At 74.5% G+C, this 12,058-nt stretch carries 15 protein-coding genes; 7 read left to right on the forward strand and 8 right to left on the reverse strand.

Going from position 1 to position 12,058, the window contains the following annotated elements:
* Positions 1-65: 65 nt before the first annotated feature.
* On the reverse strand, positions 66-1,052 hold the full coding sequence (locus tag KPF22_RS13775) for a pirin family protein (RefSeq protein ID WP_208819182.1): 987 nt from the start codon (positions 1,050-1,052) through the stop codon (positions 66-68).
* Between the two features lie 81 nt (positions 1,053-1,133).
* Here KPF22_RS13775 and KPF22_RS13780 point away from each other — a divergent pair, with 81 nt between their 5' ends.
* Together KPF22_RS13780 and KPF22_RS13785 are read left to right on the forward strand one after the other, a co-directional pair.
* Positions 1,134-2,018, forward strand: coding sequence for an SMP-30/gluconolactonase/LRE family protein (locus KPF22_RS13780; RefSeq protein WP_224402276.1), 885 nt, complete (start codon positions 1,134-1,136; stop codon positions 2,016-2,018).
* Positions 2,019-2,023: 5 nt separating this feature from the next.
* On the forward strand, positions 2,024-2,458 hold the full coding sequence (locus tag KPF22_RS13785) for a TIGR03668 family PPOX class F420-dependent oxidoreductase (protein ID WP_208819184.1): 435 nt from the start codon (positions 2,024-2,026) through the stop codon (positions 2,456-2,458).
* A 78-nt stretch (positions 2,459-2,536) separates the two neighbouring features.
* Here KPF22_RS13785 and KPF22_RS13790 read toward each other — a convergent pair whose 3' ends face one another.
* The gene (locus KPF22_RS13790; RefSeq protein WP_224402277.1) at positions 2,537-3,301 is read right to left on the reverse strand and encodes an alpha/beta fold hydrolase; all 765 of its coding nucleotides are present in this window, start codon (positions 3,299-3,301) and stop codon (positions 2,537-2,539) included.
* 202 nt (positions 3,302-3,503) lie between these two features.
* Here KPF22_RS13790 and KPF22_RS13795 point away from each other — a divergent pair, with 202 nt between their 5' ends.
* The 3 genes from KPF22_RS13795 to KPF22_RS13805 are packed head-to-tail and all read left to right on the forward strand — an operon-like array spanning position 3,504 to position 6,600.
* Positions 3,504-4,460, forward strand: a complete 957-nt coding sequence (locus KPF22_RS13795) for a glycine betaine ABC transporter substrate-binding protein (RefSeq protein WP_208819186.1) — start codon at positions 3,504-3,506, stop codon at positions 4,458-4,460.
* Positions 4,457-5,665 carry a glycine betaine/L-proline ABC transporter ATP-binding protein gene (locus tag KPF22_RS13800; RefSeq protein WP_208819187.1) on the forward strand — a complete coding sequence of 403 codons (1,209 nt, stop codon included), beginning with the start codon at positions 4,457-4,459 and terminating at the stop codon, positions 5,663-5,665. Before KPF22_RS13795 ends, KPF22_RS13800 begins: the two co-directional genes overlap by 4 nt.
* Positions 5,665-6,600 carry a proline/glycine betaine ABC transporter permease gene (locus KPF22_RS13805; protein ID WP_224402278.1) on the forward strand — a complete coding sequence of 312 codons (936 nt, stop codon included), beginning with the start codon at positions 5,665-5,667 and terminating at the stop codon, positions 6,598-6,600. Before KPF22_RS13800 ends, KPF22_RS13805 begins: the two co-directional genes overlap by 1 nt.
* A gap of 92 nt (positions 6,601-6,692) precedes the next feature.
* Here KPF22_RS13805 and KPF22_RS13810 read toward each other — a convergent pair whose 3' ends face one another.
* Entirely contained in the window at positions 6,693-7,331 is a 639-nt protein-coding gene (locus tag KPF22_RS13810) for a TetR/AcrR family transcriptional regulator (protein ID WP_224402279.1), read from the reverse strand.
* A 122-nt stretch (positions 7,332-7,453) separates the two neighbouring features.
* Between KPF22_RS13810 and KPF22_RS13815 the strand changes: the two genes are divergently transcribed.
* Entirely contained in the window at positions 7,454-8,632 is a 1,179-nt protein-coding gene (locus tag KPF22_RS13815) for a serine hydrolase domain-containing protein (RefSeq protein WP_224402280.1), read from the forward strand.
* Position 8,633: 1 nt separating this feature from the next.
* Here the strand turns inward: KPF22_RS13815 and KPF22_RS13820 are convergent, their stop codons facing one another.
* Genes KPF22_RS13820 through KPF22_RS13835 form a run of 4 tightly spaced genes read right to left on the reverse strand, consistent with a single transcriptional unit; the run spans position 8,634 to position 10,850 of the window.
* Entirely contained in the window at positions 8,634-9,020 is a 387-nt protein-coding gene (locus KPF22_RS13820) for an MmcQ/YjbR family DNA-binding protein (protein WP_224402281.1), read from the reverse strand.
* On the reverse strand, positions 9,017-9,403 hold the full coding sequence (locus KPF22_RS13825; RefSeq protein ID WP_208819191.1) for a VOC family protein: 387 nt from the start codon (positions 9,401-9,403) through the stop codon (positions 9,017-9,019). The genes KPF22_RS13820 and KPF22_RS13825 overlap by 4 nt, the downstream gene beginning before the upstream one ends.
* Positions 9,400-10,230 (reverse strand): AraC family transcriptional regulator, encoded by an 831-nt coding sequence (locus tag KPF22_RS13830; RefSeq protein WP_208819192.1) that lies wholly within the window; start codon positions 10,228-10,230, stop codon positions 9,400-9,402. Before KPF22_RS13830 ends, KPF22_RS13825 begins: the two co-directional genes overlap by 4 nt.
* Positions 10,231-10,253: 23 nt before the next feature.
* Positions 10,254-10,850: a LysE/ArgO family amino acid transporter gene (locus KPF22_RS13835; protein ID WP_178373619.1), complete on the reverse strand. Its 597-nt coding sequence runs from the start codon at positions 10,848-10,850 to the stop codon at positions 10,254-10,256.
* 75 nt (positions 10,851-10,925) lie between these two features.
* Between KPF22_RS13835 and KPF22_RS13840 the strand changes: the two genes are divergently transcribed.
* Entirely contained in the window at positions 10,926-11,819 is an 894-nt protein-coding gene (locus KPF22_RS13840) for a LysR family transcriptional regulator ArgP (protein ID WP_179762600.1), read from the forward strand.
* Between the two features lie 9 nt (positions 11,820-11,828).
* Here the strand turns inward: KPF22_RS13840 and KPF22_RS13845 are convergent, their stop codons facing one another.
* On the reverse strand, positions 11,829-12,041 hold the full coding sequence (locus KPF22_RS13845) for a hypothetical protein (protein WP_062395739.1): 213 nt from the start codon (positions 12,039-12,041) through the stop codon (positions 11,829-11,831).
* Positions 12,042-12,058: the final 17 nt, after the last annotated feature.

Genomic DNA, 12,058 nt, shown 5'->3' on the forward strand with positions numbered 1-12,058 from the left:
TCGCCTCCTCGTTCAACCTCGCGGTTGAATACACCGTAGCGCCGGGAGCGCTCGTGTTCAACCCATCAGTTGAACGAGCCGGGGAGGGAGCCGTGCGGCACGTAGTCCGACGGCACCACGCCGAGACGGCCGCGCTGGTAGTCCTCGAACGCCCGCTGCACCTCCTCGCGGGTGTTCATCACGAACGGGCCCGCCCACGCGACGGGCTCGCGGATCGGCTGCCCGCCCAGCACCACGACGTCCAGCGCCGGGTGACGGGACTCCTGCCCCGTGCCGCCCTCGACCGTGATCAGGTCCCCGGGCCCGAACACGGCGAGCTGGCCGGTACGGACCGGGCGCCGGTCCGCACCGACGGTGCCGGACCCGCTCAGCACGTAGACCAGCGCGTTGTACGGCCGCGGCCAGGGCAGCCGCAGTTGTGCGCCGGGGGAGACGGTGGCGTGCACCATCGCCATCGGGGTGTGGGTCGAGCCCGGTCCGGAGGCGCCCGCCACGTCGCCGGCGATCACGCGCAGCAGCGCGCCGCCGTCGGGCGTGGTGGCCAGGGCGACCTCGCCCCCGCGCAGGTCCTGGTACGCCGGCGGCAGCCACTTGTCCGCGCGCGGCAGGTTCACCCACAGCTGCAGGCCGTGGAACAGCCCGCCGCTGCGCACCAGCGACTCCGGCGGGCGCTCGATGTGCAGCAGGCCCGAGCCCGCGGTCATCCACTGGGTGTCGCCGTCGGTGATCGTCCCGCCGCCGCCGTGACTGTCACCGTGCTCGAAGGTCCCGTCGATGATGTAGGTGACGGTCTCGAAGCCGCGGTGCGGGTGCCACGAGGTGCCCTTCGGCTCGCCCGGGGCGTACTCGACCTCACCCATCTGGTCCATGTGCAGGAACGGGTCGAGGTCGCGCAGGTCCACCCCCTGGAAGGCGCGGCGGACCGGGAAGCCCTCGCCCTCGTACCCACGCGGGGCGGTGGTGACGCTGCGGACGCCCCGGTCCAGGTCGGTCGGCCCGGGGACGGGCACACGGGGCAGGGCGCTGACGTCGGCGACGGAGACGGCGGGCATCGGGACCTCCACGGTCGGTGGTTGTTGCACGGTCAACGACCGCGCTGGCGCCCCGATTCCCGGGGGGCCAGACTGATCGCCATGACGGAGCTGTCGACGGTGCTGTCGGACATGTCCTTCCTCGAGGGCCCACGCTGGCACGACGGGAGGATCTGGGTCAGCGACTTCTACACCCACCGGGTGCTCTCGGCCCGCGCCGACGGGTCGGACCTGCGCACCGAGGCCGAGGTGCCCCAGCAGCCGTCCGGCCTGGGCTGGCTGCCCGACGGCAGGCTGCTGGTCGTGTCCATGCGCGACCGGCGGATCCTGCGCCGCGAGACCGACGGCACCCTGGCCACCCACGCCGACCTGTCCGGCCACGCCGAGCACGTCCTGAACGACATGGTCGTCGACGACGGCGGCGGCCTCTGGGTGGGCAGCTTCGGCTTCGACCTGATGAACGGTGCCCCGCGGGCCGCCGCGCCGCTGCTGCGCGTCGCGCCGGACGGGGGCGTGTCGGTCGCGAGCGAGCCGCTGCACTTCGCGAACGGACCCACGCTGTCCGGCGGGGACCTCGTCGTCGCCGAGACCTTCGGCAACCGGATGTCCGCCTTCGCGGTCGCCGACGACGGCACGCTCGGCCCGCGCCGGGACTGGGCGCTGTTCGGTCCGCCGTCGGCCGCCGAGGACCCGTCCGACGCCATCGCCGAGCTCACCGTCGCCCCGGACGGCATCTCCGCCCCCGACGCGGAGGGGGCGATCTGGGTCGCCGACGCCATCGGCAACCGGGCCATCCGGGTCCGCCCCGGCGGGATGGTCGACGGCGAGGTCTCCACCGGCCAGGTCGGCACCTACGCCTGCGCACTCGGCGGCGACGACGGCCGCACCCTGTTCCTCTGCACCGCCCCCGGGTTCGCCGAGCACGAGCGCCGTGACACCCGCCTGGCGCAGCTGCTCGCCGTCCGGGTGGACATCCCGGCGGCCTGAGACCGGTGCCCTCCCTGGACGAGACCGCCGCCCGCGCGCTGCTGACCGGCGCGCGGGTGGCGCGGCTCGCGACCATCCGCGCCACCGACGGCACCCCGCGCCTGGTGCCGGTCACCTTCGCGCTCGTCGACGGGCTGGTGGTGTCGGCCGTCGACGACGTCAAGCCCAAGCGGCACCGCCGTCTCGCGCGGCTGCGCGACATCGAGGCCGACCCGCGGGTGGCCCTGCTCGCCGACCACTACGACGACGACTGGTCCCGGCTCTGGTGGGTCCGGCTGGACGCCGGTGCCACGATCCACGACGACGGCGACCTGCACGCCCGCGCCGTCGCGGCGCTGGCGGAGAGGTACGAGCCGTACGCCGCGCAGCCACCGCAGGGCCCGGTCCTGGCCCTGACCCCCACCCGCTGGACCGCCTGGACCGCCACCCCACCCCCATGATCACGCGTCCGCGCGCGGATCCGGACCCCGCGCGCGTCCCGTCGCGCGCGCACCGCGGATCCGCACGCGAACCCGTGATCAGGGCAGGGTGCGCAGGAATGCGGTGACCGCCTGGGCGGTCTCGTCGGGGAGCTCCAGGTGGGGCGCGTGCCCGCACGACAGCTCGGTGACCGTCACCGGCCCGGAGGCCCGTTCCCGCACCGCGCGCACGTGCACGATGCTGCCGTAGGGGTCGTCGTCGCCCTGAATACCCAGCACCGGGGCGGTGATCCCGGACAGCGCGTCGCGGACGTCCCAGTCGGTGAACTCCTCGGCCAGCCACATGTCGTTCCACCCGCGGAACGCGGCGTCCGGGTCGTCGTGGTGGCGGGCCATCCGGGTGCGGAGATCGCCGTCGTCGAAGGCGGCGCGGGCAGCGCGGATCTCGGTCAGGGCGAACGGCTCCACCAGCACGTGCGGGGCGAGCACCACCACCCCGCCCACCGGCATCGACGCGGCCGCGAGCAGCGCGATCGTGGCGCCGTCGGAGTGTCCGACCAGGACCGGACGGTCCAGGCCGAGCGCGGCGCACAGGGCGGGGACGGTGGTCGTCGCCTCGGTCGCCATGAAGTCGGTGCCGCGCGGGCCGCGGGGAGGGTCGGAGCGGCCGTGCCCGAGCCGGGAGTAGGCCACCGCACGGCGCCCGGTCGCGGCGGCGACCCGCTCGGGGAACCCACGCCACAGACCGACCGACCCGAGACCCTCGTGCAGGAACAGCAGGGGCGCACGGCCGTCGCCGGGGTCACCGGTGTCGGAGTACTCGTGGCGCAGACCGTCCAGTTCGAGGAGCGACGTCGCAGGCACATCACGATCGTAGTGCTCGCTGTTGCGCCGTCCGGAACGGTCGTGAAGGCTCGTTCGCGTGATCCCCGACCTCCGGCTGACGTCGCGTCTGGACGTCGACCTGTGCCGGATGTGGTCGTCCGCCTGTCGTTGACGCCTGCCCGCGTGTCCTGAAGCCGACCGGGACGCGGAGAGCCGACGACCCCCGAGAGGACGTGCCCCCGTGGCCGATCCGCCCGTCGCCGTACCCCGGACCAGGACGGCCCGCCTGGTCACCGCCCTGCTCGCGGTGCTGCTGGCCGCATCCGGCTGCGCGTCCGCCGGTGCCGACGGCCCGACCGTCCGGCTCGCCCAGTTCCCGTGGAGCGCGGCGAAGCTGACCAACGCGATCCTCGGTGAGGTCGTCGCGGCCCACCCGGAACTCGGCGTCGGCCGGCTCAAGACCATCCAGGTCGGACCCGCGACCGCCTGGGCCGGCGCCCAGCGCGGGGATGTCGACGCCCTCACCGAGGTCGCGATGCCCAACCAGTCCGAGCTGGCCGCGAAGGCGGCGGACCGGATCGAGCTGGTGCACCCGACGTACTCCGGAGCCGAGCAGGGCTGGTACGTCCCCAGCTACGCGGTCGAGCCGGGCCGGCCGCTCGCCGGGCTGACCAGCGTGACCCAGCTCAACGACTACGCCGACGCCCTCGGCCACCGGCTCGTCGACTCCGACCCCAGCTTCCTCACCACCGAGTACAACGCGAAGCGTCTCGCCGGGTACGGGCTGGACCTGGAGCAGGTGACCTCCAGCGAGGCCGCGCAGATCGCCGAGCTGCGCCGCGCCTACGAGCGCCGCCAGCCGATCCTGGTCTACCTGTACCGCCCGCACTACATCTTCGAGGAGCTCGCGCTGACCAAGCTGACGGAGCCGACCCCGGCCCGGGAGGACTGCTACACCACCGGCGACGGCGCCTGCGCCATGCCGGCGTACTCGGCCTGGACCGCGGCGAGCCCGGACCTGGCGCGCACCAGCCCCGGCTTCGCGGCGATGCTGCGCCGGTTCGAGCTGCCGCTGGCCGATGTCGAGCAGATGCTCCAGCGGGTCGATGTGGACAACGAGGACGTGGAGGTGGTGGCGCGGGACTACGTGGCCGCACACCCGGACCGCGTCCGCCAGTGGGTGGGAGCCGGAGCATGATCGAGGTACGGAACCTGACCAAGGTCTTCGGCGACGGCAAGGCCGCCGACGAGGCCGTGCGGCTCGCCGGCGAGGGACTCGGCCGGCCGGAGATCCAACGCCGCACCGGCGCTACCCTGGCCGTGCACGACGTGTCCTTCGACATCGCCGACGGCGAGCTGTTCGTGATCATGGGCCTGTCCGGCTCCGGCAAGTCGACGCTGGTCCGGCTGCTCAACCGGCTCATCGAGCCGACCTCGGGCACCATCACCGTCGACGGCCGCGACCTCGGCTCGCTCGGCGCCGCCGACCTGCGCACGCTGCGCAACGAGCGGATCGCGATGGTGTTCCAGCACTTCGCGCTGCTGCCGCACCGCACCGTGCGGCAGAACGCCGAGTACGGGCTGCAGATCCGCGGCGTCGACGCCGGCACCCGTCGGGAGAAGGCGGAGTGGGCACTCGAGCAGGTCGGCCTCGGCGACCGTGCCGACGCGCTGCCCGGTCAGCTCTCGGGCGGCATGCAGCAACGCGTCGGGCTCGCCCGGGCGCTCGCCAGCGACACCGACGTGCTCCTGATGGACGAGCCCTACTCCGCGCTGGACCCGCTGATCCGACGCGACATGCAGCAGCTGCTCGTCCGTCTGCAGCGGGACCTGAAGAAGACGATCGTGTTCATCACCCACGACCTCAACGAGGCCATGCTCCTGGGTGACCGCATCCTGCTGCTCAAGGACGGGCGCCTGGTCCAGGTCGGCACCGGACCGCAGATCCTGGAGTCCCCGGCCGACGACTACGTCGCCGAGTTCGTCTCCGACGTGGACCGCAGCCGGGTGCTCACTGCCGCCGACGTGATCCGTGCGGCCCGCATCACGGTGACCCTGGACGAGCGCCCTTCCGAGGTGCTCGTGCGGCTCGGGAAGGCCGAGGCGACCGGCGCCTACGTCGTCGACGACGACCACCGCATCCTCGGCGTCGTCCGCGACGACTGGCTCGGCCACGCCGCGGGCCGGGGCGCCACCGGCATCGACCGCTCCGCCCTGGTCGCGGAGTACCGCACCACCGAACCCGACCGGCCGCTGATCGACCTGCTGCACCAGGTCGGACGCAACCCGGTGCCGCTCGCGGTGGTCGACGACGGCCGCCTCACCGGCGTCGTCCCGCGGGGTGCCGTGCTCGCCGCCCTGTCGACCCACGACGAGGCCACCGCCGACGGGAGGGACGCCTGATGCCCAGGTTCGAGTTCGGGAGCTACGTCGAGGCGTTCATCCTCTGGCTGCTGCAGAACGCCGGGGGCGTGTTCGACGCCGTCGGGGTCGCGATCACCGCGGTCGTCGAGGCCGTGACCTCGCTCTTCACCGCCCCGGTGTGGTGGGTCTGGCTGGTGCTGCTCGTGGCGCTCGCGCTGCTCGTGCGCGGGGCCGGGTTCGCGGTGTTCACCCTGGTCGGCTTTCTCCTCGTGTCCTCGTTCGACCTGTGGACCGAGACGATGGAGACCTTCGGTCTGGTGCTCGTCGCGGCGCTGATCGCGGTGGCGATCGGTGTGCCGCTGGGCATCTGGGCCGCGCGCAGCCGCGCGGCGAGCCGGACGCTGCGCCCGGTCCTCGACCTGGCGCAGACGGTCCCGGCGTTCGTCTACCTGATCCCGGTGGTGCTGCTGTTCGGCATCGGCGTGGTGCCGGGCGTCGTCGCGACGATCGTGTTCTCGATCGCGCCCGCGGTCCGGCTCACCGAGCTGGGCATCCGGGGCGTCGACGGCGAGGTCGTCGAGGCCGCGCACGCCTTCGGGGCCCACCCGCGCCAGATCCTGCGCGAGGTGCAGCTGCCGATGGCGCTGCCGTCGATCATGGCCGGCGTCAACCAGGTGATCATGCTGGCGTTGTCCATGGTGGTCGTCGCGGGCCTCGCCGGTGCCGACGGACTGGGCACGACGGTGGTCAGCGCGGTCACCCAGCTCGACATCGCGACCGGCGTCGAGGGCGGGCTCGCCGTCGTCATCGTGGCGATCTTCCTCGACCGGTTCACCTCGGCACTGGCCGAGCGCCCCGAGGGGAGCCTGCTCGCGAAGCTGCGCGCCCGTCGCCCGCAGGAGGCCGCGGCGCCGGCCGCCGAGCGCACCTCGCCGGCTCCGGCCGGTTCCGCGGTGAGCGGCGCGAACGCCTGACCGGGCGCCGCCTCGGCCCGGCCGGCGCCGGACGATCGCCGGTCGTGGAGCGATCCGTTCGCGACGCGGGCGTCATCCTCCACAACCGGTGATCACGGTCGTCCTGCGTCCGGTGTCGGTGGCTCGGTCCCCGCCGGTCGGCCCGCGTCGGGGTCCCTGGCGGGCAGCCCCCGGACGAGGACGTCCAGGAAGACCGCGAAGTGCGGCGTCCGGGCACCGGGGTGCTGGGCGTTCTCGACGGCGGCCAGCCAGCCGACCGTGCACGTGACGAAGATCTGCCAGCTCTGCTCGGCCATCGCCTCGTCGACGCCGTCGCGGACCAGCGCCGTGACGACGGTGTCCCGGATCCGCTCCACCGACGGCCCGTGGTGGCGGTGCGGCCGGGACAGGTGGGTGGCGTAGCCGGGCAGGGCGAGGAACTCGTCGTGCATGGCCCACCCCAGGCGCAGCAGGAGCTCCGGGGCGGCCGGCGGATCCCCGGCGGCGCCGTCGACCCTGCGTACGACGCGGTCGACCAGGGTCTCGCTGACCAGGTCGACCAGCTCGTCGCGGGTGCGCACCCAGCGGTAGAGCGCCCCGTGGGTGACCTGCAACCGCGCGGCCACCTCGCGCACGGTCATCGTGTCCAGGTTCGCGGTGGCGGCGACCGCCTCGACGATCGCGTCGCGGCTGATCCGTGCCGGGCGGCCGGGCGGTCGCTTCGTGGCGGGCTCCTCCGGCGTCCGGGTCATGCCCCGGACTCTAGGACGTGACCGGGCCCTCGTCCGGCGACGGCGGGCGGGGCGTGGCGCGATGCCTCGTTTTAGTATCCAATGGTTACTAAACAACGGTCGACGGGAGAGCGGGGAGCGGTATGACGATCACGGGAGCGGCGACGGACGCGGTCCGGGGCTCGGTGGCCGACGGGTTCGAGCCCGTCCGGGACGCGTTCGCCGCGCTGCTCGCGGCGGAGGGGGCGCCGCTCGACGCCCAGGTCGCGGCCCGGTACCGGGGTCGGCCGGTGGTGGACCTGTGGGCCGGGCCGGAGACCGGGCCCGACTCGCTGCAGGGCATCTACTCGGCGACCAAGGGCGTGACCCACCTGCTGGTCGCGCTGCTCGTCCAGCAGGGCGTCCTGGACCTGGACGAGCGGGTCGCGCACTACTGGCCGGAGTTCGCCACCGGTGGGAAGCAGGACCTGCTGCTGCGCGAGCTGCTCGCCCACCAGGCGGGTCTGGTCGGCACACCCGAGGGGTTCTCCGTCGACGAGCTCTCCGACGACCACCTGGTCGCCGAGCGGCTCGGCGCACAGCGCCCGTTCTGGCGTCCCGGCACCTCGTCGGGCTACCACGCCCTGGTCGAGTCGGCCCTCACCGGCGAGGTCGTCCGCCGCGCCACCTCGGCCGAGGTCGGCACGCTCGTCCGCGAGCTGCTGACCGGGCCGCTGGGCCTGGACCTGTACCTCGGGCTTCCCGCGGAGGCCGAGCTGCGGTTCCTCGCTCCCCAGCCCATGATCGCCACGCCCGAGCGGCTGCGGGAGCTCGCCGCGGGCGCGGGCTCACCGGACGGTCTCCCCGGGATCGCGTTCAACCGCAGGCACCCCGACGGATGCGAGGTGTGGGAGCTGCCCGCCCACCCGGTCGTCCGCTCCCGCGGGCCGGCCTCGCTCGGCGGGATCGGGACCGCTCGCGCGCTCGCGACGCTCTACGCCGCGGCGACCGCCCCGGTCGACGGCCGCCCCGCGCTGCTCCGCCCGGACACGCTCGCCGCGTTCGCCCAGATCCAGACCGCCGGGTTCGACCTGGTCCTGCGACAGCACAAGGCATGGGCGGTCGGGTTCCACGCCTCCTCGGAGGTCTACCCGATGCTCGCGGCCGGGTCGTTCGGCCACAGCGGAGCCGGCGGGCAGCAGGCGCTCGCCGACCCGCGCAACGAGCTGTCCTACGCCTTCCTGCGCCGCCACTTCCTCGTCCCGAGCCAGGCCGACGCCGACCACGCCCGGCTGCTGACCGCGCTGCTCCGGTCCGTCCGCGGGTCGGGCGCCGCGGCCTGAGTCAGCTGTCGAGCCGGGCGGCCAGCCGGGCCGGGGCCACGCAGCGCCACGCGTCGGTCACGATCTCGGTGATCTCGTCGCGGTCGGCGGCGTCGGGGCCGGTGCCGTCGAGCACCACCCCGAGCCAGCCGCGGTGCCCGACGTAGGCGGGCCGGAAGAACCGGGCCGGGTCCTCGGCGACCAGCTCGGCCTGCACGCCCGGCGCCGCGGCGCACCAGAACGCCAGGTGCGGGTGGCCGTGGTGGTGCGCGGCGTAGGAGACGAACATCCTCCGCACGAACCACGACGGCGACCCGTGGCTCTGCTTCTCGGTCACCTCGGGCAGGGACAGGCAGATCTCCCGCAGCCACGGCAGCGGGTCGGCGGGGTCCGGGTGGCGTGCGGTCACGGGCGCCCCGGCCGGTAGGTCCCCACGCTCCACGTGTTGCCCTCCGGGTCGGCGACGGCGCACTCGCGCGAACCGTAGTCCTGGTCCACCGGCGCCATGGTGATCTCCGCACCCGCGGCGGTCGCGCGGGCGTGCACCGCGTCCGGGTCGTCGCAGGTCAGGTAGATCACGGTCCGGCCGGTGTCGAAGCGGTCGCCCCCGGCGCGGCGCGGTCCGATCAGGACCAGGCCGGTGTCGTCGCCGTCGTCCCAGGCGAGCTCGGCGTGGGCGACCCCGCCGTCGTCGCCGGTGTGGACGGAGACCTCCCGGAAGCCGAGCGCCGTGGTGAGGAACGCGATCGCGGCGCGGGGGTCGTCGTAGCGGAGGGTGGGGTGGATGCTCATGACGAACGATCCTGACCGGGACGCGGCGGTGCGTCGTGAAGGAATGGGAACTGTTCGGCGCGGAACGCGGCGGGTGAGATCCCCGCGAGCGCCCGGAACTCGCGGGAGAGGTGGGGCTGGTCGGCGTAGCCGCACTCGGCGGCGACGAGTGCGAGCGGGTCCCGCCCGCCCCCGACCAGCTCGGCGGCGCGCGCGAAGCGCAGCACCCGGCGGACGGTGCCGGGCGCGAGACCGACCTGGGTCCGGAACCGGGACTGCAGGTGGCGGCGGCTCCAGCCGGTCTCGGCGGCCAGCTCCGCGACGCCGACCCGGCCCGCGGTCGCGCTGAGCCGGTCCCAGGCGTAGCGCACCTCGGGTGCGGGGAGGCGGGCCCGGTCGTCCAGGAGCCGGTCCGCGAGCAGCGCGCTGACCAGGGCGAACCGGCCGTCCCAGGTCGGCTCGGCGGCCAGGCGGGCGGGCAGCGCGGCGAGCACGGGGTCGTCGAGCTCGTCGAGGCGGGGTACCGTGCCGCCGGGCAGCGCCCGCCCGCCGAGGAGGGTGTAGGTCGCCGCCGGGGTCAGGTCCACCTGCACCCCGGCCTGCGGGCCGGTGAACTCGGTCAGCACCCAGGTGTCGCTCAGTCCGCCGACGAACGCGGCCGCCGACCCGGTCGCGACGGCCGGCCCGGACAGCGTCAGCGGGTGCAGCCCGAGGATCAGCGCTGTCCCGGCGGACGGCGGCTGGCGACGACGCAGGGGAGCGGCGGCGTGCTCGCGGTAGCCGAGGTAGCGCAGCACGTGCACGCGCAGTGCGGCGGGCGGCCGCCCCGGCACGTACTCGGCGGACATGGACGATGTTGTACCCCCACTCCTCACCCGGCGGCCAGCGCGACCGCGAGGCCGAGCATCACCGTGGCGACGAGCCCGTCGAGCACCCGCCACGCCGTCGGCCGGGCGAACAGCCCCGCGAGCCGCGCCGCGCCGAAGCCGAGCCCGGAGAACCAGGTCAGGCTGGCCACGACCACCCCGGCGCCGAACGCCCACCGGCCGTCGTCGCCGTGCGCGGCGGCCAGCGACCCGAGCACCAGCAGGTCCAGCATCATGTGCGGATTGAGGAAGGTCAGGGCCGCTGCGCTCCCCAGGACGGGCACGAGCGGCCGGGCCGAGCCGTGGGGGTCGGCGTCGAGCGCACCGGGCCGGACGGCGCGCCGCAGCGCCAGCAGGCCGTAGCCGGCCAGCCACACGACGCCGCCCCAGCGGACCACCTCGACCAGCCCCGGTACGCGGTCGACGAGCAGCCCGACGCCGGCGACCGCCGCGGTCACCAGCACCAGGTCGGCCAGCACGCAGAACACCACCACCGCCGGGACGTGCTCGCGTCGCAGCCCCTGCCGCAGCACGAACGCGTTCTGCGCCCCGATCGCCGCGATCAGCGACAGTCCCGTCCCGAATCCCGCCAGCACACTCACGTCACCGACGCTAGGTCGTCCGCGCCAGGAGGACGTCAGGAACTGAAAGAACGTCATGAACTGTAGATTCGCTTCATGTACGACCGGGAGCGGCTGGCCACCCTGAGCGCCGTGGTGGAGGAGGGTGGTTTCGACGCCGCCGCCGCGCGGCTGTCGATCACGCCGTCCGCGGTGTCCCAGCGGATCAAGGCCCTGGAACGGCAGGCGCGCCGGATCCTGGTGCGTCGCACGCGTCCGTGCGTCGCGACCGAGGAGGGGGCCGCGCTGCTGCGGCTGGCCCGGCAGATCGCCGTGCTGGAGGGTGAGGTCGAGGCCGGGTTCGGCAGTGCCGACACCGCGGGCACGCACCTGCCGATCGCGGTGAACGCGGACTCGGTGACCCACTGGTTCCTGTCCGCGGTGGTCCCCCTCGCCGCGCGGCACGGGGTCCGGCTGGACCTGCACGTCGACGACGAGCAGTACACCGCGGCCCTGCTGCGCGAGGGCTCGGTGGTCGGGGCGGTGACGACGTCGTCGGCACCGGTGCAGGGCTGCGCGGTCCGGCCGCTGGGCGCGACCCGCTACCGGCCCGTCGCCGCCCGGCCGGTGTACGACCGGTGGTTCGCCGGGCGGGACCCGGCCGAGGCGTTCCCGCTCGCCCCGCGGGTCGACTTCGGGTCGAAGGACGTGCTGCAGACCCGGTTCGTCCGCGGGCTCACCCACCGGCCGTGCACCGGTCCGGCGCACCGGGTGCCCGCCGCCGACGGCTACCACGAGGCGATCCGTGCGGGTCTGGGCTGGGGGATGTTCACCGACGGACCGGCCCGGGAGGCCGCGGCCGCCGGGCGGCTCGTGCTGCTCGACGCCGAGCGCCACCTCGACGTCCCGCTGTACTGGCAGCACTGGAAGCTCAGCACCACGGTGCTCGACGCGCTCACCGAGTCGGTCTGCGCGGCGGCGGCGACGATCCTGGTGCCGCCGGCCCGCTGACCGGGGGTCTCAGATCCCGGACCGCCAGGGGCGTCCGAGGCGGATGTCGCAGGTGATGACCCCGCGGTCGACGCCGGTGAGGTCCGCGATCAGGTCGCGGACCGCGTCCTCGGCCTGCCGGGGGTCGTCGACGGTGGTCGACGCCTCGATGCCCGGCACGTAGAGGGTGAGCCTGCGGTCCGCCCGCCAGGCCACCACCTCGAAGTGATGGTCACCGGTCACCCGTCCACGGTAGCCCG

Source organism: Pseudonocardia sp. ICBG1034, assembly GCF_020131375.1.
Classification (GTDB): domain Bacteria; phylum Actinomycetota; class Actinomycetes; order Mycobacteriales; family Pseudonocardiaceae; genus Pseudonocardia; species Pseudonocardia alni.

Coding starts and splice junctions, on each gene's coding strand:
- KPF22_RS13825 (WP_208819191.1), bottom strand. CDS start 9,403: ATGAGCATCCACCCCACCCTCCGCTACGACGACCCCCGCGCCGCGATC.
- KPF22_RS13810 (WP_224402279.1), bottom strand. CDS start 7,331: ATGACCCGGACGCCGGAGGAGCCCGCCACGAAGCGACCGCCCGGCCGC.
- KPF22_RS13780 (WP_224402276.1), top strand. CDS start 1,134: ATGACGGAGCTGTCGACGGTGCTGTCGGACATGTCCTTCCTCGAGGGC.
- KPF22_RS13775 (WP_208819182.1), bottom strand. CDS start 1,052: ATGCCCGCCGTCTCCGTCGCCGACGTCAGCGCCCTGCCCCGTGTGCCC.
- KPF22_RS13840 (WP_179762600.1), top strand. CDS start 10,926: ATGTACGACCGGGAGCGGCTGGCCACCCTGAGCGCCGTGGTGGAGGAG.
- KPF22_RS13815 (WP_224402280.1), top strand. CDS start 7,454: ATGACGATCACGGGAGCGGCGACGGACGCGGTCCGGGGCTCGGTGGCC.
- KPF22_RS13830 (WP_208819192.1), bottom strand. CDS start 10,230: ATGTCCGCCGAGTACGTGCCGGGGCGGCCGCCCGCCGCACTGCGCGTG.
- KPF22_RS13805 (WP_224402278.1), top strand. CDS start 5,665: ATGCCCAGGTTCGAGTTCGGGAGCTACGTCGAGGCGTTCATCCTCTGG.
- KPF22_RS13800 (WP_208819187.1), top strand. CDS start 4,457: ATGATCGAGGTACGGAACCTGACCAAGGTCTTCGGCGACGGCAAGGCC.